Below are 21,357 nucleotides of genomic sequence, written 5' to 3' on the forward strand. Positions count from 1 at the left end.
CGATGTTAGGCATTATTTTGACGGGTCACGGCGGTTTTGCCAGCGGGCTTGAGCAGGCGATGAAGCAGATCCTCGGCGAGCAGCCGCAGTTTATCGCCATCGATTTTCCGGAAACCTCCACCACCGCGCGGCTGACCGTTCAGCTTGAGCAGGCGGTGAGCGAACTTGATGCGCAGCACGATATTGTGTTTCTCACCGACCTGCTAGGCGGCACGCCGTTTCGCGTGGCGTCAACGCTCGCGATGCAAAGGCCGGGTAGCGAAGTGATTACCGGCACCAACCTGCAGCTGCTGCTGGAGATGGTGCTGGAGCGCGACGGATTAAGCAGCGAGGCGTTTCGCCTGCAGGCGCTGGAGTGCGGGCACCGCGGCCTGACGAGCCTGGTGGACGAGCTGGGGCGCTGTCGCGAGGAAGCTCCGGCTGAGGAAGGGATATGAGCCAGCTGCTGCGCGCGCGACGGATCCTTACCGAGCAGGGCTGGCTGGACGACCACCAGCTACGCATTGAAAGCGGCGCGGTTGCGGCGATTGAACCCATCCCGGCGGGCGTGACGACGCGCGATGCGGAACTGCTTTGCCCGGCGTATATCGATACGCACGTCCACGGCGGCGCGGGCGTGGACGTCATGGATGATGTGCCTGACGCGCTGGACACTCTGGCAGTGCATAAAGCGCGCGAAGGGGTGGGCGCATTTTTGCCCACCACCGTTACCGCGCCGCTGGAGATTATCCACGCCGCGCTGATGCGTATCGCCCGGCGCACTCAGTCCGGCGGCCCCGGCGCGCAGATTCTGGGCAGCTATCTGGAGGGACCGTACTTTACGCCGCAGAACAAAGGGGCGCATCCGCCCGAGCTGTTCCGGGAGCTGGATATCGCCGAGCTGAACAGGCTGATTGACGTTTCACAGACCACGCTACGGGTTGTGGCGCTCGCGCCAGAAAAACCCGGCGCGCTACAGGCGATTCATCATCTTAAACAGCGCGGCATACGCGTGATGTTGGGCCACAGCGCGGCCACGTACGAGCAAACTCTCGCCGCGCTTGACGCGGGTGCCGACGGGCTGGTGCACTGCTACAACGGCATGACGGGGCTGCACCACAGAGAGCCAGGCATGGTCGGCGCAGGGCTTACGGACAAACGGGCGTGGCTGGAGCTAATTGCCGACGGCCACCACGTCCATCCGGGGGCGATGCGCTTATGCTGCTGCTGCGCGCAGGATCGCGTGGTGCTGATTACCGATGCCATGCAGGCGGCAGGTATGCCGGACGGTCGGTATACCCTGTGCGGTGAAGAGGTCACGATGCAAAACGGCGTGGTTCGAACCGGCTCCGGCGGGCTGGCGGGCAGCACGCTGTCGCTGGATGCCGCGGTCAGGAATATGGTGGAGTATGCGGGCGTAACCGCCGAAGAGGCGATCCATATGGCCTCGCTGCACCCTGCCCGGCTGCTGGGCGTTGACGATCAGCTTGGCTCCTTAGCCCCGGGCAAACGCGCCAATATCATTGCGCTGGACGGGGGTTTACACCTCCAGCGGATCTGGATTCAGGGCCAGGCTCTTCCCCTTTAGCCCTTTCATTGTGTCTCCTGTTGCCCTTACGGCACCCGATCGTAAGGCCTTTCTTTTCCTTTCCTTAAATTTTCCCTTTCCTTTCACGATCACACTTTTCGTTTTATTTCTTTTCTTTCATTGAAGTTTCGATTTCTTTTCTATAGATTTTATTTAACTGCTTAAGTGAACAAGTGAAACGAAACGAAAGATAGCGACACGATTGCCAGCATCTGATGTGGAATTCACACGACTAAGGACTGAGTTATGCCACAAACCACTCCCGCCGCCACAACCGGCACCTGGACCGAGGAAGAGATCCGCCAGCAGCCTGCCAGCTGGATCCGCTCGCTCAACAATATCGATAACCTGCGTGCTTCGATCGACGATTTCCTGACGCCGCTGCTGCGCAAGCACGATCTGCGAATCGTCCTGACCGGCGCGGGCACGTCCGCCTTTATCGGCGATATCATTGCGCCATGGCTTGCGAGCCACACCGGGAAAAACTTCACCTCCGTCCCGACAACCGATCTGGTCACGAACCCGATGGACTACTTCAGCCCTGCGCACCCGCTGCTGCTGGTTTCGTTTGCCCGCTCCGGCAATAGTCCGGAAAGCGTCGCGGCCGTTGAGCTGGCAAACCAGTTCGTGCCGGAGTGCTACCATCTGTCGATCACCTGCAACGAGGCGGGGAGCCTGTACCAGAACGCCGTCGACAGCGATAACGCCTTTGCGCTGCTGATGCCTGCCGAAACGCACGATCGTGGGTTCGCGATGACCAGCAGCATCACCACCATGATGGCGAGCTGTCTGGCCGTGTTCGCTCCGGAAACGATCAACAGCCATACCTTCCGCAACGTCGCCGAACGCTGTCAGGCGATCCTCACTACGCTCGGCGATTTCAGCCACGGCGTCTTTGGCAGCGAACCGTGGAAACGGATCGTGTATCTGGGAAGCGGCGGCCTGCAGGGCGCGGCGCGCGAATCGGCGCTAAAGGTGCTGGAGCTGACGGCGGGCAAGCTGGCGGCATTTTACGACTCCCCGACGGGCTTCCGTCACGGGCCGAAGTCGCTGGTCGACAACGAAACGCTGGTGGTGGTGTTCATCTCCAGCCATCCGTATACGCGTCAGTACGATCTGGATCTGCTGGCCGAGCTGCGCCGCGATCGCCAGGCCCTGCGCGTCGTCGCCATCGCCGCTGAAAACGATCCGGTCATTGAAGCGGGTCCGCATATTCTCCTGCCGCCTTCACGTCCGTTTATCGATATGGAACAGGCGTTCTGCTTCCTGATGTATGCCCAGGTCTTTGCGCTCACCCAGTCGCTTAGCACAGGCATTACGCCCGATACGCCATCCGCCAGCGGGACGGTCAACCGCGTGGTGCAGGGCGTTGTTATTCATCCGTGGCAGGCTTAAGAGGATCTGATTATGAGTATTATCTCGACGAAATATCTTCTGCAGGACGCGCAGGCTAAAGGCTACGCCGTTCCGGCGTTCAACATCCACAACGCGGAGACGATCCAGGCGATCCTCGAAGCGTGCAGCGAAATGCGATCGCCGGTGATCCTCGCGGGCACGCCGGGCACCTTTAAGCATATTGCGCTGGAAGAGATCTACGCCCTGTGCAGCGCCTACTCCCACACCTACGACATGCCGCTGGCGCTGCACCTCGATCACCACGAATCGCTGGACGATATTCGCCGCAAGGTCAATGCAGGCGTGCGCAGCGCGATGATCGACGGCAGCCACTATCCGTTTGACCAAAACGTGAAGCTGGTGAAGTCGGTGGTCGATTTCTGCCACCTCAACGACTGCAGCGTCGAGGCCGAGCTGGGCCGTCTGGGCGGCGTGGAAGATGACATGAGCGTGGACGCGGAAAGCGCATTTCTCACCGATCCGCAAGAGGCGAAACGCTTCGTCGAACTGACCGGCGTAGACAGTCTTGCCGTCGCCATCGGCACCGCGCACGGCCTGTATACCAAGCGCCCAAAAATCGACTTCCAGCGGCTGGCCGAGATCCGTGAAGTGGTCACCGTACCGCTGGTGCTGCACGGCGCGAGCGATGTGCCGGATGAGTTTGTGCGCCGCACCATCGAGCTGGGCGTGTGCAAAGTCAACGTGGCCACCGAGCTGAAAATTGCCTTCTCTGACGCGGTCAAGGCCTGGTTTGCCGAAAACCCGCAGGGCAACGATCCGCGCTTCTATATGCGGGTCGGCATGGACGGCATGAAAGAGGTGGTCAGAAGCAAGATCGCCGTTTGCGGATCGGCAAACCGATTGCTGCTTCCGGCAGAAGCCTGATTAAAAGGAGCTTACGCTGATGAAAAAAATCCTCGCACTCTCACTGCTGGCCCTGTGCATTTCCCATAGCGCGGTGGCCGCGAACTACGCGCTCGGTAACGACAATATTGCCCTGTCATTTGATGATGCAAACTCAACGGTAGTGGTTAAGGACACCAGGGCTAACCATCCGCTCACGCCGCAGGAGCTGTTCTTCCTGACGCTGCCGGACGAGACGAAAATCCATACCGCTGATTTTAAAATCAAGCATGTCGAAAAGCAGGACAGCGCGATGGTCATCGACTTCACCCATCCGGACTTTAACGTAACGGTGAAGCTGAACCTGGTGAAGGGGAAATACGCCAGCATCGACTATACCGTTGCCGCAGTCGGCCAGCCGCGAGACGTGGCGAAAATTACCTTCTTCCCGACCAAAAAGCAGGCTCAGGCACCTTACGTAGACGGGGCGATTAACAGCTCGCCTATCGTCGCAGACTCGTTCTTTATTCTGCCGGATAAACCCATCGTAAACACTTACGCCTATGAAGCGACCACCAACCTCAACGTAGAACTGAAAACGCCGATTCAGCCAGAGTCGCCGGTCAGCTTTACCACCTGGTTCGGCACCTTCCCGGAGACCAGCCAGCTGCGCCGCAGCGTAAACCAGTTCATCGATGCCGTCCGCCCGCGTCCGTATAAGCCTTATTTACACTACAACAGCTGGATGGATATCGGCTTCTTTACCCCGTACTCCGAGCAGGACGTGCTGGGGCGGATGGATGAATGGAATAAGGAATTTATCACCGGGCGCGGCGTGGCGCTGGATGCGTTCCTGCTTGACGATGGCTGGGATGATCTGACCGGACGCTGGCTGTTTGGCCCGGCATTCAGCAACGGTTTTGGCAAAGTTCGGGAAAAAGCCGACAGCCTGCACAGCTCGGTTGGGCTATGGCTCTCGCCGTGGGGTGGCTATAACAAACCGCGCGATACTCGCGTCTCGCATGCAAAAGAGTACGGTTTCGAAACGGTAGACGGGAAGCTGGCGCTGTCAGGGCCAAACTATTTTAAAAACTTCAATGAGCAGATCGTTAAGCTAATTAAAAACGAGCACATTACCTCGTTCAAGCTCGACGGGATGGGTAATGCCAATTCGCATATTAAGGGCAGCCCATTCGCCTCGGATTTTGACGCCTCTATCGCTCTGCTGCACAACATGCGCAGCGCCAACCCGAATCTGTTTATTAACCTGACGACCGGTACCAACGCCAGCCCGTCCTGGCTGTTCTACGCTGATTCCATCTGGCGCCAGGGCGATGACATCAACCTGTACGGCCCCGGCACGCCGGTGCAGCAGTGGCTGACCTACCGCGATGCGGAAACGTACCGCTCCATTGTTCGCAAAGGGCCGCTGTTCCCGCTGAACTCGTTGATGTATCACGGGATCGTCAGCGCGGAAAACGCCTATTACGGGCTGGAGAAGGTGCAAACGGACAGCGACTTTGCCGACCAGGTCTGGAGCTACTTCGCTACCGGAACCCAGCTGCAGGAGCTGTATATCACCCCTTCAATGCTGAATAAGGCGAAGTGGGATACCCTGGCGCGGGCCGCGAAATGGTCCCGGGATAACGCCAACGTGCTGGTGGATACGCACTGGATTGGTGGCGATCCGACCGCGCTGCAGGTTTACGGCTGGGCATCATGGAGCAAGGACAAAGCGATTCTCGGCTTGCGTAACCCGTCGGATCAGCCGCAAAGCTACTACCTTGATTTGACGAAAGATTTCGAAATACCGACAGGAAACGCGGCGCAGTTTAGTCTGAAAGCGGTGTACGGCAGTAATTCAGCCGTACCGGAGGAGTATAAAAACGCGGTGGTGATTACGCTGCAGCCGCTGGAAACGCTGGTGTTTGAGGCGGAGCCAGTTAGCTAAAAGACGCATAACGATCTGCAGGCCGGGTTAGGCGCAGCCGCCACCCGGCAAAACAGGCGGCAGGGGCTTACTCCCCCTGCTGCTCCAGCGCATGCTTATACAGCGCATTTTTCTTCACGCCGTGAATTTCCGCCGCCAGCGCAGCGGCCTTCTTCAGCGGGAGTTCCGCCTGCAGCAGCGCCAGCGTGCGCAGCGCGTCGGCAGGGAGCGCGTCTTCCTGCGCCTTATGCCCTTCGACAATCAGCACCATTTCACCCTTGCGGCGGTTTTCGTCTTCCTTCACCCACGCCAGCAGTTCACCCACTGGGGCACCGTGAATGGTTTCCCAGGTTTTGGTCAGCTCGCGCGCCAGCACCACGTAACGGGCTTCTCCCCACACGGTCACCATATCTTCCAGGCTCTCCAGCAGGCGGTGCGTGGATTCGTAGAAAATCAGGGTGCGCGGTTCCGCTTCCAGATCTTTTAACACGTCGCGACGGCCTTTGGATTTGGCAGGCAGGAAGCCTTCATAGCAGAAACGGTCAGACGGCAGACCAGCGGCGCTCAGCGCAGCAATGGCAGCGCACGGTCCCGGCAGCGGCACAACGCGAATACCAGCTTCGCGACAGGTACGCACCAGGTGATAGCCGGGATCGTTTATCAGCGGCGTACCGGCGTCGGAGACCAGGGCAATGTTCTGCCCCTCTTTCAGCTTCGCCACCAGCGTTTCGGCTTTTTGTTGCTCATTGTGATCGTGCAGAGCAAACAAACGGGCGTTAATCGCGAAATGTTGCAGCAACAAGCCAGTGTGGCGGGTATCTTCAGCAGCTATTAAATCAACAGCTTGCAGTACGGTGAGCGCACGTTGGGTAATATCAGACAAATTCCCGATAGGAGTAGGTACAATATAAAGCTGGCCTTGAGAATTATCTGCCGTTTCGTGTTGTTTCATTGTTTCGTCCGTATTGCCGATTTAATATTGAGCATTGCGTAAAAAAATCACTGGATACAGTATGGTACCGTTAACGTTTCTTCGAAAAAAAGCCACGCGCAGCGTGCCGCTTCTGCTGGCAGCCCTGATCTTTGCAGGCTGTGGCACCCAGGCACCTGACCAGAGCACCGCCCATCTCCAGGGGTCTGCTCAGGCTGATTCTGGCTTTTATCTGCAACAAATGTCGCAGAGTTCAAATGATACCAAGACCAACTGGCAATTACTCGCCATTCGTGCACTGCTGAAAGAGGGTAAAACCCAGCAGGCAGCAGAACTGTTTAACCAGTTGCCAAAAGATCTTAACGACGCCCAGCGTCGTGAGCAGAGCCTGCTCTCTGCCGAGCTGAAGGTCGCGCTGAAAGATTACGCCGCCGCGAAGAAGATCCTCGGTGACATTGACGTGAGCGCGCTGGATAAAAATCAGCAGGCTCGCTTCTGGCAGGCGGGCATTACCGCGGAACAGGGGCGCCCTTCCCTGACGCTGCTCCGCGCCCTCGTCGCGCAAGAGCCGCTGCTCGGCGGTGCCGATAAGCAGAAAAATATCGATGCCACCTGGCAAGCGCTTGCCTCTATGACCCAGGAACAGGCGCAGGCGCTGGTCATCAACGCCGATGAAAACGTCCTGCAGGGCTGGCTGGATCTGCAGCAGATGTGGTTTAACAACCGCAGCGATCCAAAGATGCTGAAAGCCGGTATTACGGACTGGCAGACGCGCTACCCGCAAAACCCGGGTGCGAAAATGCTGCCAACCCAGCTGGTGAACGTGCAGAACTTTAAGCCAGCGTCCACCAGCAAAATCGCCCTGCTTCTGCCGCTCAACGGCCAGGCGGCGGTGTTTGGCCGTACCATTCAGCAGGGCTTTGAAGCCGCGAAAAATGGTACCACCTCGGTAACCGGCAGCGCGGTTCCCGCGCAGGCGGCTCAGGCGGCTAACGTGAATGATGTTGTCAGCCCGTCCGCAGCGGAGACCAGCGATCTGACCACGGCGCAAGCGCCGGCGCAGGGTACGATGCAAAACCCGGTGACGGCCCCGACGACGCCTCCGGCTACAGCGGCACCGGCTGCAGCAGCTCCGGCTACTACAGCACCTGCAACTCAGGCTCCGGCCGAGACGCAAGCGGCGCCAGCGCCTGACGCAACGGCAGAACAGGCTCAACAGCAGACTGCACAACCCGCGGCCCAACCTGCCGCGCAGCCGCAGGCCGTGGCAACCACCAGCGCCAACCCGGGCGCTGAGTTGAAAATCTACGACACCAGCTCGCAGCCGCTGGACCAGGTTCTGGCTCAGGTTCAGCAGGACGGGGCGAGCATCGTTGTCGGTCCGCTGCTGAAAAACAACGTTGAAGAGCTGATGAAGAGCAATACCACGCTGAACGTGTTGGCGCTCAACCAGCCCGAGCAGGTTCAGAACCGGGCCAATATTTGCTACTTCGCGCTTTCCCCTGAAGACGAAGCCCGCGATGGGGCGCGTCATATTCACGAGCAGGGTAAACAGGCTCCGCTGCTGCTCATCCCACGCAGCGCGCTGGGCGATCGCGTGGCCAATGCCTTTGCCGATGAGTGGCAAAAGCTGGGCGGTGGCGTGGTGCTGCAGCAGAAATTCGGTTCCGTCTCTGAACTGCGCGCGGGCGTAAACGGCGGAGCGGGTATCGCGCTTAACGGCAGCCCTGTCACCGCCAGCCTGCCACAGCAGCAGAGCGTGACGATTGGCGGCCTGACGATCCCTGCCCCACCAACCGACGCGCAGATTAGCGGTGGCGGCAAAGTGGATGCGGCCTATATCGTTGCCACGCCGCAGGAGATCGCCTTTATCAAACCGATGATCGCGATGCGTAACGGCAGCCAGAGCGGCGCAACGCTCTACGCCAGCTCACGCAGCGCGCAGGGCACCGCTGGCCCGGATTTCCGCCTGGAAATGGACGGTCTGCAGTACAGCGAAATCCCGATGCTGGCAGGCAGCAACCCGGCGCTGATGCAGCAGGCGCTGAGTACCGTACGTAACGATTATTCGCTGGCGCGTCTGTATGCGATGGGTGTCGATGCATGGGCGCTGGCGAACCACTTTACCCAGATGCGGCAGGTGCCGGGCTTTGAGCTTAACGGCAACACCGGCGATCTGACCGCGACTCAGGACTGCGTGATCAACAGAAAGTTATCATGGCTCAAATACCAGCAGGGGCAAATCGTCCCGGCCAGTTAAGCCGTAAAGAGACCGGCGATGCGTGGGAGTTAAAGGCGCGTCGCTGGCTTGAAGGCAAAGGACTGCGCTTTATCGCCGCTAACGTCCGCGGGCGCGGCGGCGAAATTGATCTGATCATGAAAGACGGTCAGGTGATCGTATTTGTAGAAGTCCGCTTTCGACAGTCCTCCCGTTTTGGCGGTGCTGCCGCCAGCGTGACGCTCGCCAAACAACATAAATTATTACAGACTGCCCACTTGTGGCTTGCCCGCCATAATGGGAGCTTTGATACTGTGGATTGTCGGTTCGATGTGATAGCCTTCACCGGAAATGAGATCGAATGGCTCAAAAACGCTTTTGGCGAAGACGCATAATTAAGATTTAAAAGGGATAACGTGCTCGAAAGAATTAAAGTGTGCTTCACAGAAAGCATCCAGACTCAGATTGCCGCGGCGGAAGCCCTTCCGGATGCTATCTCGCGTGCCGCAATGACGCTGGTGCAATCCCTGCTTAACGGCAACAAAATCCTCTGTTGTGGCAACGGCACGTCAGCCGCCAACGCACAGCATTTTGCTGCCAGCATGATCAATCGCTTTGAAACAGAACGCCCGAGTTTACCCGCCATTGCACTTAATACCGATAATGTGGTCTTAACGGCGATTGCTAACGATCGTCTGCATGACGAAATCTACGCAAAGCAGGTGCGAGCCCTGGGGCATGCCGGAGATGTGCTGCTGGCCATCTCCACGCGCGGCAACAGCCGGGACATTGTCAAAGCGGTTGAAGCCGCCGTCACCCGCGATATGACTATCGTGGCCTTAACCGGCTATGACGGTGGTGAGCTGGCGGGTCTGCTCGGGCCGCAGGATGTGGAAATCCGCATTCCTTCTCACCGGAGCGCGCGTATTCAGGAGATGCATATGCTCACGGTGAACTGCTTATGTGATTTGATCGATAACACGCTTTTCCCTCACCAGGATGATTAAGGAGTTCTTATGAAGGCTTTATCGACCCTCGCAGTCCTTATGTCTGCATTACTGCTTCAGGGATGTATCGCTGCGGCCGTTGTGGGCACCGCTGCAGTGGGTACCAAAGCAGCGACCGATCCGCGCTCTGTGGGGACGCAGGTGGATGACGGTACGCTGGAGCTGCGCGTCAACAGTGCACTGTCGAAAGACGAACAAATCAAGAAAGAAGCGCGTATCAACGTGACGGCTTATCAGGGCAAAGTGCTGCTGGCAGGCCAAGCGCCGAATATGGAGCTCGCCTCGCGTGCGAAACAGATTGCGATGGGCGTCGAAGGGACCACAGAGGTGTTTAACGAAGTGCGCCAGGGCAAGCCAATTGGCCTGGGTGACGCCTCTTCTGATACCTGGATCACCACCAAAGTGCGTTCCCAGCTGCTGGGCTCGGACCAGGTGAAATCATCCAACGTGAAAGTGACGACTGAAAACGGCGAAGTGTTCCTGCTGGGTCTGGTGACCGAACGTGAAGGGAAAGCGGCGGCCGATATCGCCAGCCGGGTGAGCGGCGTGAAGCACGTCACCACCGCGTTTACTTACATCAAATAAAAAAATCCCCTCGCTTGAGGGGATTTTTTTGTAGGCCCGGTAAGCGCTAGCGCCACCGGGCTTTTTTTACATCAACGCAATACTGCCCACCATCACCCCGCTCAGCGCCACCAGCCCTGCGGTCAGCCACAGCGCTTTCGCCGGGAACGACTTACGCAGCATGATAAGCGACGGCAGGCTGATCGCCGGCAGCGTAATCAGCAGCGCCAGCGCCGGCGCGGTGCCCATACCGGCCAGCATCATGGTCTGAACAATCGGGATCTCCGCCGCCGTTGGGATCACAAACAGACAGCCTGCAACGGCCATCGCAATGACCCACATCAGCGTGTTGTCGATAGCGCCATCCGCATGCGGGAAGAGCCAGACGCGCGCCGCCCCCAGAACCAGTACCGCCAGAATATAGACTGGGATGGTGCTCCAGAAAAGCTGCCAGAGCGCCCTGCCCCAGCGCGCAAAGAAGCCACCCTGCGGCTCGCTGACGTCCAGCTCAACGGCTGCGGGTTCTGCGGCAGTATCCTTCACCAGTTTTTGCACCAGCGTCGCCACCACCAGCACGGTCAGCAGCCCGGCGACCAGACGGATGAACGCGAAATGCCAGCCCAGCACAAAGCCCATAAACACCAGCGTTGCCGGGTTGAGCAGCGGGTTGCCCATCCAGAACGCCAGCGCGCCGCCCATCGACACGCGCTGGCGGCGCATCCCTGCTGCCACGGGCGCGGCGCAGCAGGAACACATCATGCCCGGCAGGGAGAAAATCGTCCCCAGCAGCGTGCCCTGAAAGCGCGGCTGCCCGAGGGTTTTCACCAGCCAGTTACGGGGGATAAGCACCTGAATTAGTGACCCAAGGATCACACCTAAGACGGCAGCTTTCCAGACGGCAAGGAAGTAGACCATGGCGTAATCCCACGCCGCCTGCAGCGGGCTGGATTCAGCCTGAGCAAGAATAGATTTACCGATGCTGTGCGTTTCGGCGGCGGTGAAGGCTTTGCCATAGTACGGCTGCCATTTCACGTACCAGAGGCCAACAATGACCACAAGAAAGAAGAGTGCGGGCTTCCACCATTGAACAGGTGTTGCCGCCTGAGATGAAGACTGACCAGTCATAGCATTCCCCGGAGAATATTAGGTTATTAGCCGGGGGAGTTTACGCCTCGCCCTGCGCGATTTCACGCAGTTTTGCCGAAGGGATAATGTTTACGCCCGCTTTCGACGGGGCCAGTCCCTCTTTTAACATCGCGCGCGCGACGTCCCGCGCCTCGATGGCTTTCCAGTTGCCGGGAAGGACCCGAAACAGCGGGGCCAGGATCGACTCGTTAAAGCGGCGTTCGTCCCGGTGGCCGATCAGCATCGAAGGGCGCACAATCGTCAGCTGCTCCCATTTCTGCGCAATCAGTGCCTCCTCCATCTTGCCCTTCACCTTGTTGTAGAAGAACGGCGATCCGGCACTGGCGCCCAGCGCGCTGACCACCAGAAAATGTTTGGCCCCCAGCTTTTTCGCCGTGAGCGCGGTGTCCACCACCAGCGTGTAGTCGGCGTGGATAAATGCCTCCTTGCTCCCCGCCTCCCGCCGCGTGGTGCCCAGACAGCAAAAGGCGATATCAATCGGGTCCTGCACCTGCGCCAGCGCGTCCGTCAGCTGAGGATCGTGCGGATTAAAGACGCCGGAAATGTCCGCCAGCGGTCGACGGGTCGGGGCGGCGATATAGTTCACGCGGCGATCCTGAATCAGCAGCCGCAGCAGATGATCGCCCACTAAGCCGGTAGCACCTGTAATCAATACCTGACTCATCTTTTCCCCTTTACAGAATTGTCCGTTTGCGAACTCAGCGTCGTCGACCACACTTAGAAGTCTGTTACAGGTAAGTATTTACCACAAGCGGAGAAAAATCAGTCTGAAGCCAAAACAACGGAGGAAGCATGGGCAAGAAAATCGCAGTCTTGATTACCGACGAGTTTGAAGATTCAGAATTCACCTCTCCAGCAGAGGCGTTCCGCAAGGCGGGACATGAGGTCATCACCATTGAGAAAGAGGCGGGTAAAACGGTGACAGGCCATAAGGGCGAGGCGACCGTGACCATCGATGAGAGCATTGATAACGTTAGCCCCTCAGATTTCGACGCCCTGCTGTTACCCGGCGGCCATTCCCCGGATTCCCTGCGCGGGGACGAGCGCTTCGTGACCTTCACCCGGGACTTTGTCTCTACCGGCAAACCGGTGTTTGCCATCTGCCACGGCCCGCAGCTGCTCATCAGCGCAGAAGTGGTCCGCGGGCGTAAGCTTACCGCCGTGAAACCGATCGTTATCGATCTGAAAAATGCGGGGGCCGAGTTTTACGATCAGGAGGTGGTCAACGACAAAGACCAGCTGATCACCAGCCGAACGCCGGACGATCTCCCGGCGTTTAACCGCGAAGCGCTACGCCTGCTCGGCGCGTAACCAGTGCAGCTTTTTGCCAAAGCCCAGGGTGTTGTCGGTAAATTTCAGCTCATCGAGGCGAATTTCCCAGACCGGGGCTTTTAGCGCAGCGGCAACGGGAAAGCGGCGCGTGTAGAGCTTACGGCGCGCGTCGCTCTCTTCACCATCCAGACGACGGATTTCACCTTTAAACTGCACGCCGCGGATTAGCGCGACCGTTTTCGGCTGGCCGTTTACCGTACCTGCCACCTTTGCCTGCTGGCCGGTCATCTGCGCATGACGCGTGTTGTCTTCACTCATGACATAAAACGCCACGCGCTCAGGATCGTAGTAGTAAAACGCGTTTGCGCACCACATCTCACCCTCGTCATAGACGCACCAGGTGACAACATGCTGCTTCGCCAGCCAGCGGTTAATGGCGGCCAGTGTTTCCATTTTCGTTCTCTCTCATGCTATGGTGCGTTCACCTTAACATACTGAATCCGTTTACCGTGTGCTGGTTTCTCTATCTTGTCCGAACCGCTGATAACGCCCTCTACACCGGGATCACCACCGATGTGGCGCGGCGTTTTTTACAACACCAAACGGGGAAAGGGGCAAAAGCGCTGCGGGGGAAAGGGGAACTACAGCTCGCCTTCTCAGCGGCCGTCGGCGACCGATCGCTGGCGCTCAGGCTGGAATACCGCATCAAGCAGCTGACGAAGCGCCAGAAGGAGCGCCTCGTGACCGGAGACGGCTCATTTGAGGCGCTACGCGAGAGCCTGATTAAAAGCGATTGAAATGGTCGTGGTACTCCACCAGACCATTGACGCCGTTGAGCGCGTCGTCCGCCAGGCGATGGACCTGGAAAGCAGATTCCGTACCCGGCCAGCGGCAACGCAGATCGTAATGCGCGGCCTGCTCAAAGCCTAAACGTCCATAGAACGCTGGATCGCCCAGCGTGACAACGGCGGCATAGCCAAACTCATTGAGCGAATCCAGCCCTTCATAGACCAGCTGACGTGCCAGCCCTTGCCCGCGATAGTTTTCATCTACCGCCAGCGGTGCCATTCCCACCCACTGAAGATCTTCGCCCTGAACGATGACCGGACTGAAGGCCACATAGCCGACCACCTGACCTTCGTCATCGGTGGCAACCAGCCCCAGCGTAATCAGGCCATCCTCGCGAAGGTCGTGGACCAGTTGGGCTTCGGCATCGCTCGCAAAGGCGCGGCGTAACAACGCATCGATCCCCGGCGCATCAATCCCAATTTCGACTCGAATCAGCATGGCTCACCTACTGAAGTGTGTTTACCGTCCGGCGGGGTTTTCAGCCCGGCCTCAACGAAATCTGCCATTTGCATTAACATCACGCGCAGCGCTTTCGGCATCTGCTCCAGCTCAATGGCATCCATTAAATTCTTAACGTACAGGCCCAGCTCCGTGTCGCCTTCAATCACCAGACGGCGCTGGAAGAAGAGCGTATCCGGATCCTGCTTGCGCGCGGCGATCATCAGCAGATCGCTGGCGTTGGCGCTAAAGCTCACATCCGCGTCGGCGGACTCGCGTACGATCAGCTGGTCATTCTCAACGGAGGTAAACCAGCGCAGCCCGATGTCACGCACCTCAATGCTTAACCAGCGGCCTTCCAGGAATTCCAGCTCGCCGTCCTGCAGCGCCTGGCGGAACTGCCAGCTCAGGACCTGCTCCAGCACCTGACGTTTAAGCGCGAACGGCGCCAGCTTGACCGGCACGCTCAGCATTGATGGACCAAATTGTACGAGACGTGAACGCAGTTTATCCAGCACGAGCTTTACTCCCTGATATCTATAGTCCGGCTATTTTGCCATATCCGACGCGCAACATAGCGGCGTAAATCAACAAACCTTCGTCCGCCGTACCTCATTATTGGTGTCATCAATACGCCATTAGCTGCCTTAAATCAAAAATTGTCGCGTATGGGTTAATTAAAATCCCAGCTCGTTAACAATTTTGCGATCGACTACATCAGGATAAATTATGGAGCTGCTCTGCCCTGCCGGAAATCTTCCGGCGCTTAAGGCGGCCATCGAAAATGGGGCCGATGCGGTCTATATCGGGCTGAAAGATGACACCAACGCCCGCCATTTTGCTGGCCTCAACTTTACGGAGAAAAAGCTTCAGGAAGCCGTTAACTTCGTTCACCAGCACCGCCGCAAGCTGCATATCGCCATCAATACCTTTGCTCATCCTGACGGCTACACCCGCTGGCAGCGCGCGGTGGATATGGCGGCACAGCTGGGTGCCGATGCGCTGATCCTGGCCGACCTCGCCATGCTTGAGTATGCGGCAGAACGCTATCCCCATATTGAGCGCCACGTCTCTGTTCAGGCATCTGCCACCAATGAAGAGGCGGTGCGTTTTTATCATCAACACTTTGACGTGGCCCGCGTGGTGCTGCCGCGCGTGCTCTCTATTCATCAGGTTAAGCAACTCGCGCGCGTCACGCCAGTGCCGCTGGAAGTTTTTGCCTTTGGCAGCCTGTGCATCATGGCTGAAGGGCGTTGCTATCTTTCCTCTTATTTAACCGGTGAATCACCGAATACCGTCGGGGCCTGCTCTCCTGCCCGCTTTGTTCGCTGGCAGCAGACCCCTCAGGGGCTGGAATCCCGCCTGAATGAGGTGCTGATCGACCGCTATCAGGACGGTGAAAACGCCGGTTATCCAACCCTGTGTAAAGGCCGCTATCTGGTCGACGGCGAGCGCTATCACGCGCTGGAGGAGCCGACCAGCCTCAACACGCTGGAGCTGCTGCCGGAACTGCTGGCGGCCAATATTGCCTCGGTGAAAATCGAAGGACGTCAGCGCAGCCCGGCCTATGTGAGCCAGGTTGCGAAAGTGTGGCGTCAGGCCATCGACCGCTGCATGGCGGACCCGCAGAACTACGCGCCACAGCAGGCCTGGATGGAAACGCTCGGTTCGATGTCCGAAGGCACGCAAACCACGCTGGGCGCGTATCACCGTAAATGGCAGTGAGAAAATCATGAAATATTCATTAGGACCGGTGCTCTACTACTGGCCAAAAGAGACGCTGGAAGATTTTTACCAACAGGCCGCTGCCAGCAGCGCCGACGTGATTTACCTCGGCGAAGCGGTGTGCAGCAAGCGCCGCGCCACCAAAGTGGGCGACTGGCTGGATATGGCGAAAGGCCTGGCCGGAAGCGGCAAGCAGGTGGTGCTCTCCACGCTCGCGCTGGTGCAGGCGTCGTCCGAACTGGGCGAGCTGAAGCGCTACGTCGAAAACGGCGAGTTCCTGCTGGAAGCGAGCGATCTGGGCGTGGTGAACATGTGCGCTGAACGCAGGCTGCCGTTTGTTGCGGGTCATGCCCTGAACTGCTACAACGCCGTGACCCTGCGCCTGCTGCTCAAACAGGGGATGACGCGCTGGTGCATGCCGGTAGAGCTCTCCCGTGACTGGCTGGCTAACCTGCTTAACCAGTGCGACGAGCTGAGCATTCGCAATCAGTTTGAAGTGGAAGTGCTGAGCTACGGGCATCTGCCGCTGGCCTACTCCGCCCGCTGCTTCACCGCGCGCTCGGAAGACCGCCCGAAAGACGAATGCGAAACCTGCTGCATCAAGTACCCGAACGGACGCAGCATGCTGTCGCAGGAGAATCAGCAGGTGTTTGTCCTTAACGGTATTCAGACCATGAGCGGCTATGTCTATAACCTCGGCAACGAGCTGACGTCGATGGACGGGCTGGTGGATATGGTTCGTCTGTCGCCGCTGGATACTGGCGTGTTCGCGATGCTGGACGCCTTCCGCGCCAATGAAAACGGCGCCGCGCCGCTGCCGCTGACGGCAAACAGCGACTGCAACGGCTACTGGAGACGGCTCGCCGGGCTGGAGCTGCAGGCGTAAAAAAGCTCACTTTGTTAACAACGGTTATCATTATTTAATGCAGTATTAAAGATTGACCGTCGACAAAGTGAGCTGTTATGACTGACAAAACCATTCCGTTTTCGGTGCTGGATCTGGCGCCGATCCCACAAGGCTCCTCGGCAAGAGAAGCCTTTTCGCACTCTCTCGATCTCGCTCAGCTGGCCGAAAAGCGTGGCTATCACCGCTACTGGCTGGCCGAACATCACAACATGGTGGGCATTGCCAGCGCCGCCACCTCTGTACTGATTGGCTATCTGGCAGCAAATACCACCACCCTGCATCTGGGCTCCGGTGGCGTGATGCTGCCAAACCACGCCCCGCTGGTGATTGCCGAGCAGTTTGGCACCCTGAATACCCTCTATCCGGGGCGTATTGATTTGGGCCTTGGTCGTGCGCCGGGCAGCGACCAGCCAACGATGCGTGCCCTGCGTCGCCATATGAGCGGCGATATCGACAACTTCCCGCGCGACGTGGCCGAGCTGGTGGACTGGTTCGACGCGCGCGATCCGAACCCGCACGTGCGCCCGGTCCCGGGCTACGGCGAGAAGATCCCGGTGTGGCTGTTGGGATCAAGCCTCTACAGCGCACAGCTCGCCGCGCAGCTGGGGCTGCCGTTTGCGTTTGCCTCGCACTTCGCACCGGATATGCTGCATCAGGCGCTGCATCTCTACCGCACGAACTTCAAACCGTCCGAGCGTCTGGAGAAACCTTACGCGATGGTGTGTATCAACATCATTGCCGCTGACAGCAATCGCGACGCGGAATTCCTGTTCACCTCCATGCAGCAGGCGTTTGTGAAGCTGCGTCGCGGTGAGACGGGCCAGCTTCCGCCGCCGGTGGAGAATATGCATCAGCTGTGGTCAGCCTCAGAGCAGTATGGCGTGCAGCAGGCCCTGAGCATGTCGCTGGTAGGCGATAAATCGAAAGTGCGCCACGGGCTGGAGGCGGTGCTGCGCGAAACGCAGGCGGATGAGATTATGGTTAACGGCCAGATTTTCGATCACCAGGCGCGTTTGCATTCGTTTGAGCTGGCGATGCAGGTTAAAGAAGAAATGTAGTGCGTTTTGTTGCCCTCACCACAGCCCTCTCCCCAGGGGAGAGGGTGAAAAGAGACGTTTACTGATACATGGGTAACAGGTTAAAGCTCGACAATATGTGTACCACCGCGTTACCCACGCCAAACACCAGGATCAGCGCAATCATCGGCTTGCCGCCCCAGACGCGGAATTTCGGGCTACCGAAACGTTTACGTGATTTGCGCGCCAGCAGCGCCGGCACAATTGCCGCCCAGATAGTTGCCGCCAGCCCTGCATAGCCGATGGCGTACAGGAAGCCGTTCGGCCACAGCAGGCCGCCCACAATCGGCGGCAGGAAGGTCAGCAGCGCGGTTTTAAAGCGCCCCATCGCCGAGTCGTCAAAGCCGAACAGATCTGCCAGGTAATCAAACAGGCCCAGCGTCACGCCGAGGAAAGAGCTCGCTACCGCAAAGTTAGAGAAAACCACCAGCAGCAGATCCAGGCTGCGGCTGTTCAGCACGCCGCTCAGCGCCTGCACCAGCACGTCGATGTTACCGCCCTTCTGGGCAATGCCGATAAATTCCGGACGCGGGATGTTGCCCATCGTCCCCAGCAGCCAAATCACATACAGACCCAGCGCCAGCAGCGTGCCGTAGACCAGACACTTCACAATGGTGCGGGGATCTTTGCCGTAGTACTTCATCAGGCTCGGCACGTTACCGTGGTAGCCGAACGACGCCAGACAGAACGGCAGCGTCATCAGCAGGTACGGCGTGTAGGAGGTGTTCACTTCCGCGACGTTAAACAGCGTGGCGGGCGTCACGTGCCCCAGCAGGCTGCCGAAGGTAAGGAAGAAGGTGATGACCTTCGCGCCCAGTACGATCGCCGTCATGCGGCTCACCGCTTTGGTACTCATCCAGACGATAAACGCCACAGCCAGCGCAAAACATAGCCCTGCCAGACGCGCCGGAACGTTCAGCGACATCTCCGAGAAGGTGTGATGCAGAATCGAGCCGCTCGCTGAAATGTACGCGTAGGTCAGGATATAGAGCACAAACGCGATGGACAGCCCGTTCACCAGGTTCCAGCCTTTGCCCAGCAGATCTTTGGTGATGGTGTCGAAGCTGGAGCCAATGCGGTAGTTCAGGTTTGCTTCAAGGATCATCAGCCCGGAATGGAGCATGCAGAACCAGGTAAAGACCAGCGCCGCCAGCGACCAGAAGAACCACGCACCGGACATGACCACAGGCAGGGAAAACATCCCGGCACCAATAATGGTTCCGCCGATGATCACCACGCCGCCAAGCAGCGAAGGTGACGTTTGGGTGGTGGTTAGTGTCGCCATACAGCCTTTTCTCCAGTCAATCATGCGGTTCTGCATTTTAATGTGACGCACTGTACCAGTACAAGAGTACAAAAGGAATAAAAAAAGCCCCGATAGCGTGTATCGGGGCTGTATACTTTACTTTACGTCAGAAGCGTAAGGCTTACGCGTCACCGAAACGACGGCGGCTGGTGCCTTCTTCACGACGTGGACCACGGTTTTCGCGACGCTCGCCGGAGAAACGACGACCTTCACCACCGCGACCTTCGCTGCGGCCGCCTTCACGACGTTCGCCACCGAAGCTGCGACCACCGCCACGACGTTCACCACCGCGGTCAGGGCGTGGCTGTGCATCACCCATCAGCTGCATGTTCATCGGCTTGTTCAGGATGCGAGTACGCGTAAAGTGCTGCAGCACTTCGCCCGGCATGCCTTTTGGCAGCTCGATGGTAGAGTGGGATGCGAACAGCTTGATGTTACCAATGTAACGGCTGCTGATGTCGCCTTCGTTAGCGATCGCGCCAACGATGTGACGAACCTCAACGCCATCATCACGACCCACTTCAATACGGTACAGTTCCATATCACCCGCGTCGCGACGCTCGCGACGTGGACGGTCTTCACCACCACGCTCTGGGCGGTCACCACGTGGGCCACGGTCATTACGGTCGCCACGACGTTCGAAGCGATCGTCACGGTCACGGAATTCACGCTTAGGACGCATCGGCGCATCTGGTGGCACGATCAGGCTACGTTCGCCCTGAGCCATTTTCAGCAGTGCTGCAGCCAGGGTTTCCATGTCCAGCTCTTCGCCTTCAGCAACAGGCTGAATCTGCGACAGCAGCGCGCGGTACTGGTCCAGATCGCTGCTTTCCAGCTGCTGCTGTACTTTCGCGGCGAATTTTTCCAGACGGCGTTTGCCCAACAGCTCTGCGTTTGGCAGGTCCGCTTCTGGAATGGTCAGCTTCATGGTGCGTTCAATGTTACGCAGCAGACGACGCTCGCGGTTCTCAACGAACAGCAGCGCACGGCCAGCACGACCCGCACGACCGGTACGGCCGATACGGTGAACGTAAGACTCGGAATCCATCGGGATGTCGTAGTTAACAACCAGGCTGATACGCTCAACGTCCAGACCACGTGCTGCCACGTCGGTGGCAATCAGGATATCCAGACGACCGTCTTTCAGACGCTCCAGAGTCTGCTCACGCAGAGCCTGGTTCATGTCGCCGTTCAGCGCTGCGCTGTTGTAGCCGCTACGCTCCAGGGCTTCAGCCACTTCCAGGGTCGCGTTTTTGGTACGCACGAAGATAATCGCCGCATCAAAATCTTCCGCTTCCAGGAAACGTACCAGCGCTTCGTTTTTGCGCATGCCGTACACAGACCAGTAGCTCTGGCTGATGTCCGGGCGAGTGGTTACGCTGGACTGAATACGCACTTCCTGAGGATCTTTCATGAAGCGCTTGGTGATACGACGAATCGCTTCTGGCATGGTGGCAGAGAACAGCGCGGTCTGATGACCGTCCGGGATCTGCGCCATGATGGTTTCGACGTCTTCGATGAAGCCCATACGCAGCATTTCATCTGCTTCATCCAGTACCAGGCCGCTCAGTTTAGAGAGATCCAGAGTACCGCGCTTCAGGTGATCCAGCAGACGGCCCGGCGTACCGACAACAATCTGTGGGCCCTGGCGCAGGGCACGTAACTGCACGTCATAACGCTGGCCGCCGTACAGGGCTACCACGTTTACGCCGCGCATATGTTTAGAGAATTCCGTCATGGCTTCTGCAACCTGAACAGCCAGTTCACGGGTTGGAGCCAGGACGAGGATCTGCGGTGCACGCAGGTCAGGATCAATGTTGTTCAGCAGCGGCAGCGAGAATGCTGCAGTTTTACCGCTACCAGTCTGGGCCATGCCCAGCACGTCACGACCAGAAAGCAGGTGTGGGATACACTCAGCCTGGATCGGAGATGGTTTTTCGTAACCCAGATCGTTAAGGGCTTCAAGGATAGGAGCCTTCAGGCCCAGATCTGCAAAAGTGGTTTCGAATTCAGCCATGTAGTACAAGTGCCTCGATATTAATGGCGGCCAGTCTACTTAGCTCATCGTGAAAATGATTAGCAATTTTCATTGAAAAGTGTGAACCGGCTCAAAGTAGGTGTATTGACGAACAACAACGCCCTCACCAGTTAAGGTGATGGCAATCAAAAGATTACGGGCTGAT

The 21,357-nt window shown here is 58.2% G+C and carries 23 protein-coding genes; 14 read left to right on the forward strand and 9 right to left on the reverse strand.

The window, feature by feature from the left end; all coding sequences use genetic code 11:
* Positions 1–2 precede the first annotated feature (2 nt).
* The 5 genes from agaF (at position 3) to F0320_RS18880 (ending at position 5,756) form a co-directional block, all read left to right on the forward strand.
* Positions 3–437: a PTS galactosamine/N-acetylgalactosamine transporter subunit IIA gene (gene agaF, locus F0320_RS18860; protein WP_047651694.1), complete on the forward strand. Its 435-nt coding sequence runs from the start codon at positions 3–5 to the stop codon at positions 435–437.
* Positions 434–1,567, forward strand: a complete 1,134-nt coding sequence (gene nagA / locus F0320_RS18865; protein ID WP_126329211.1) for an N-acetylglucosamine-6-phosphate deacetylase — start codon at positions 434–436, stop codon at positions 1,565–1,567. The genes agaF and nagA overlap by 4 nt, the downstream gene beginning before the upstream one ends.
* Before the next feature lie 246 nt (positions 1,568–1,813).
* Complete coding sequence (locus tag F0320_RS18870; RefSeq protein ID WP_126329210.1) at positions 1,814–2,962, forward strand: SIS domain-containing protein; 1,149 nt, start codon at positions 1,814–1,816, stop codon at positions 2,960–2,962.
* Between the two features lie 12 nt (positions 2,963–2,974).
* Entirely contained in the window at positions 2,975–3,847 is an 873-nt protein-coding gene (gene kbaY, locus F0320_RS18875; RefSeq protein WP_126329209.1) for a tagatose-bisphosphate aldolase subunit KbaY, read from the forward strand.
* 19 nt (positions 3,848–3,866) lie between these two features.
* Entirely contained in the window at positions 3,867–5,756 is a 1,890-nt protein-coding gene (locus tag F0320_RS18880; RefSeq protein ID WP_126329208.1) for an enterotoxin, read from the forward strand.
* Positions 5,757–5,823: 67 nt separating this feature from the next.
* Here F0320_RS18880 and rsmI read toward each other — a convergent pair whose 3' ends face one another.
* Positions 5,824–6,687: a 16S rRNA (cytidine(1402)-2'-O)-methyltransferase gene (gene rsmI, locus F0320_RS18885; RefSeq protein WP_023309315.1), complete on the reverse strand. Its 864-nt coding sequence runs from the start codon at positions 6,685–6,687 to the stop codon at positions 5,824–5,826.
* A gap of 61 nt (positions 6,688–6,748) precedes the next feature.
* Between rsmI and F0320_RS18890 the strand changes: the two genes are divergently transcribed.
* From F0320_RS18890 to dolP, 4 genes are read left to right on the forward strand one after another with little or no spacing between them, the layout of a single operon-like run.
* Entirely contained in the window at positions 6,749–8,926 is a 2,178-nt protein-coding gene (locus F0320_RS18890) for a penicillin-binding protein activator (protein ID WP_126329207.1), read from the forward strand.
* On the forward strand, positions 8,884–9,279 hold the full coding sequence (locus F0320_RS18895) for a YraN family protein (RefSeq protein WP_028014533.1): 396 nt from the start codon (positions 8,884–8,886) through the stop codon (positions 9,277–9,279). Before F0320_RS18890 ends, F0320_RS18895 begins: the two co-directional genes overlap by 43 nt.
* A gap of 21 nt (positions 9,280–9,300) precedes the next feature.
* Positions 9,301–9,891, forward strand: a complete 591-nt coding sequence (gene diaA / locus F0320_RS18900) for a DnaA initiator-associating protein DiaA (protein WP_003861754.1) — start codon at positions 9,301–9,303, stop codon at positions 9,889–9,891.
* A gap of 9 nt (positions 9,892–9,900) precedes the next feature.
* Positions 9,901–10,476, forward strand: a complete 576-nt coding sequence (dolP, locus tag F0320_RS18905) for a division/outer membrane stress-associated lipid-binding lipoprotein (RefSeq protein WP_023616279.1) — start codon at positions 9,901–9,903, stop codon at positions 10,474–10,476.
* Positions 10,477–10,542: 66 nt separating this feature from the next.
* Here dolP and F0320_RS18910 read toward each other — a convergent pair whose 3' ends face one another.
* The gene (locus F0320_RS18910) at positions 10,543–11,580 is read right to left on the reverse strand and encodes a permease (protein ID WP_047651701.1); all 1,038 of its coding nucleotides are present in this window, start codon (positions 11,578–11,580) and stop codon (positions 10,543–10,545) included.
* Between the two features lie 40 nt (positions 11,581–11,620).
* Positions 11,621–12,265, reverse strand: a complete 645-nt coding sequence (locus F0320_RS18915) for an NAD(P)H-binding protein (RefSeq protein ID WP_126329206.1) — start codon at positions 12,263–12,265, stop codon at positions 11,621–11,623.
* 128 nt (positions 12,266–12,393) lie between these two features.
* Here F0320_RS18915 and F0320_RS18920 point away from each other — a divergent pair, with 128 nt between their 5' ends.
* The gene (locus F0320_RS18920) at positions 12,394–12,912 is read left to right on the forward strand and encodes a type 1 glutamine amidotransferase domain-containing protein (RefSeq protein ID WP_048981198.1); all 519 of its coding nucleotides are present in this window, start codon (positions 12,394–12,396) and stop codon (positions 12,910–12,912) included.
* Here F0320_RS18920 and F0320_RS18925 read toward each other — a convergent pair.
* A complete protein-coding gene (locus F0320_RS18925; RefSeq protein WP_047651704.1) occupies positions 12,892–13,326 on the reverse strand; it encodes a YhbP family protein in 435 nt (144 codons plus the stop codon). The genes F0320_RS18920 and F0320_RS18925 overlap by 21 nt on opposite strands.
* Before the next feature lie 14 nt (positions 13,327–13,340).
* Here F0320_RS18925 and F0320_RS18930 point away from each other — a divergent pair, with 14 nt between their 5' ends.
* Complete coding sequence (locus tag F0320_RS18930; RefSeq protein WP_023309323.1) at positions 13,341–13,670, forward strand: GIY-YIG nuclease family protein; 330 nt, start codon at positions 13,341–13,343, stop codon at positions 13,668–13,670.
* On the opposite strand, the gene F0320_RS18935 is transcribed toward F0320_RS18930, so the two are convergent.
* Both F0320_RS18935 and ubiT read right to left on the reverse strand, forming a co-directional pair.
* Positions 13,657–14,160 (reverse strand): GNAT family N-acetyltransferase, encoded by a 504-nt coding sequence (locus F0320_RS18935; protein WP_126329205.1) that lies wholly within the window; start codon positions 14,158–14,160, stop codon positions 13,657–13,659. The genes F0320_RS18930 and F0320_RS18935 overlap by 14 nt on opposite strands.
* Positions 14,154–14,678, reverse strand: a complete 525-nt coding sequence (gene ubiT, locus F0320_RS18940; RefSeq protein ID WP_029739636.1) for a ubiquinone anaerobic biosynthesis accessory factor UbiT — start codon at positions 14,676–14,678, stop codon at positions 14,154–14,156. Before ubiT ends, F0320_RS18935 begins: the two co-directional genes overlap by 7 nt.
* Positions 14,679–14,889: 211 nt before the next feature.
* Between ubiT and ubiU the strand changes: the two genes are divergently transcribed.
* The 3 genes from ubiU (at position 14,890) to F0320_RS18955 (ending at position 17,850) form a co-directional block, all read left to right on the forward strand.
* A complete protein-coding gene (ubiU, locus tag F0320_RS18945; RefSeq protein WP_126329204.1) occupies positions 14,890–15,885 on the forward strand; it encodes a ubiquinone anaerobic biosynthesis protein UbiU in 996 nt (331 codons plus the stop codon).
* A gap of 7 nt (positions 15,886–15,892) precedes the next feature.
* Positions 15,893–16,771 carry a U32 family peptidase gene (locus tag F0320_RS18950; RefSeq protein ID WP_126329203.1) on the forward strand — a complete coding sequence of 293 codons (879 nt, stop codon included), beginning with the start codon at positions 15,893–15,895 and terminating at the stop codon, positions 16,769–16,771.
* Positions 16,772–16,848: 77 nt separating this feature from the next.
* Complete coding sequence (locus F0320_RS18955; RefSeq protein WP_126329202.1) at positions 16,849–17,850, forward strand: luciferase-like monooxygenase; 1,002 nt, start codon at positions 16,849–16,851, stop codon at positions 17,848–17,850.
* A 58-nt stretch (positions 17,851–17,908) separates the two neighbouring features.
* Here the strand turns inward: F0320_RS18955 and mtr are convergent, their stop codons facing one another.
* From mtr to yrbN, 3 genes are all read right to left on the reverse strand, one after another.
* Complete coding sequence (gene mtr, locus F0320_RS18960; RefSeq protein WP_126329201.1) at positions 17,909–19,153, reverse strand: tryptophan permease; 1,245 nt, start codon at positions 19,151–19,153, stop codon at positions 17,909–17,911.
* Positions 19,154–19,295: 142 nt separating this feature from the next.
* Positions 19,296–21,191, reverse strand: coding sequence for a DEAD/DEAH family ATP-dependent RNA helicase (locus tag F0320_RS18965; RefSeq protein WP_023309330.1), 1,896 nt, complete (start codon positions 21,189–21,191; stop codon positions 19,296–19,298).
* Complete coding sequence (yrbN, locus tag F0320_RS18970; protein ID WP_097397692.1) at positions 21,184–21,264, reverse strand: protein YrbN; 81 nt, start codon at positions 21,262–21,264, stop codon at positions 21,184–21,186. The genes F0320_RS18965 and yrbN overlap by 8 nt, the downstream gene beginning before the upstream one ends.
* Positions 21,265–21,357 lie beyond the last annotated feature (93 nt).

Origin of the sequence: Enterobacter dykesii, assembly GCF_008364625.2 — a bacterium.
In the GTDB taxonomy this organism is placed as follows: domain Bacteria; phylum Pseudomonadota; class Gammaproteobacteria; order Enterobacterales; family Enterobacteriaceae; genus Enterobacter; species Enterobacter dykesii.

Bases quoted from the DNA above. Each gene is read 5' to 3' on its own strand.
- agaF (WP_047651694.1), top strand. From the start codon at position 3: ATGTTAGGCATTATTTTGACGGGTCACGGCGGTTTTGCCAGCGGGCTT.
- nagA (WP_126329211.1), top strand. From the start codon at position 434: ATGAGCCAGCTGCTGCGCGCGCGACGGATCCTTACCGAGCAGGGCTGG.
- F0320_RS18870 (WP_126329210.1), top strand. From the start codon at position 1,814: ATGCCACAAACCACTCCCGCCGCCACAACCGGCACCTGGACCGAGGAA.
- kbaY (WP_126329209.1), top strand. From the start codon at position 2,975: ATGAGTATTATCTCGACGAAATATCTTCTGCAGGACGCGCAGGCTAAA.
- F0320_RS18880 (WP_126329208.1), top strand. From the start codon at position 3,867: ATGAAAAAAATCCTCGCACTCTCACTGCTGGCCCTGTGCATTTCCCAT.
- rsmI (WP_023309315.1), bottom strand. From the start codon at position 6,687: ATGAAACAACACGAAACGGCAGATAATTCTCAAGGCCAGCTTTATATT.
- F0320_RS18890 (WP_126329207.1), top strand. From the start codon at position 6,749: ATGGTACCGTTAACGTTTCTTCGAAAAAAAGCCACGCGCAGCGTGCCG.
- F0320_RS18895 (WP_028014533.1), top strand. From the start codon at position 8,884: ATGGCTCAAATACCAGCAGGGGCAAATCGTCCCGGCCAGTTAAGCCGT.
- dolP (WP_023616279.1), top strand. From the start codon at position 9,901: ATGAAGGCTTTATCGACCCTCGCAGTCCTTATGTCTGCATTACTGCTT.
- F0320_RS18910 (WP_047651701.1), bottom strand. From the start codon at position 11,580: ATGACTGGTCAGTCTTCATCTCAGGCGGCAACACCTGTTCAATGGTGG.
- F0320_RS18915 (WP_126329206.1), bottom strand. From the start codon at position 12,265: ATGAGTCAGGTATTGATTACAGGTGCTACCGGCTTAGTGGGCGATCAT.
- F0320_RS18920 (WP_048981198.1), top strand. From the start codon at position 12,394: ATGGGCAAGAAAATCGCAGTCTTGATTACCGACGAGTTTGAAGATTCA.
- F0320_RS18925 (WP_047651704.1), bottom strand. From the start codon at position 13,326: ATGGAAACACTGGCCGCCATTAACCGCTGGCTGGCGAAGCAGCATGTT.
- F0320_RS18930 (WP_023309323.1), top strand. From the start codon at position 13,341: ATGCTATGGTGCGTTCACCTTAACATACTGAATCCGTTTACCGTGTGC.
- F0320_RS18935 (WP_126329205.1), bottom strand. From the start codon at position 14,160: ATGCTGATTCGAGTCGAAATTGGGATTGATGCGCCGGGGATCGATGCG.
- ubiU (WP_126329204.1), top strand. From the start codon at position 14,890: ATGGAGCTGCTCTGCCCTGCCGGAAATCTTCCGGCGCTTAAGGCGGCC.
- F0320_RS18950 (WP_126329203.1), top strand. From the start codon at position 15,893: ATGAAATATTCATTAGGACCGGTGCTCTACTACTGGCCAAAAGAGACG.
- F0320_RS18955 (WP_126329202.1), top strand. From the start codon at position 16,849: ATGACTGACAAAACCATTCCGTTTTCGGTGCTGGATCTGGCGCCGATC.
- mtr (WP_126329201.1), bottom strand. From the start codon at position 19,153: ATGGCGACACTAACCACCACCCAAACGTCACCTTCGCTGCTTGGCGGC.
- F0320_RS18965 (WP_023309330.1), bottom strand. From the start codon at position 21,191: ATGGCTGAATTCGAAACCACTTTTGCAGATCTGGGCCTGAAGGCTCCT.
- yrbN (WP_097397692.1), bottom strand. From the start codon at position 21,264: ATGAAAATTGCTAATCATTTTCACGATGAGCTAAGTAGACTGGCCGCC.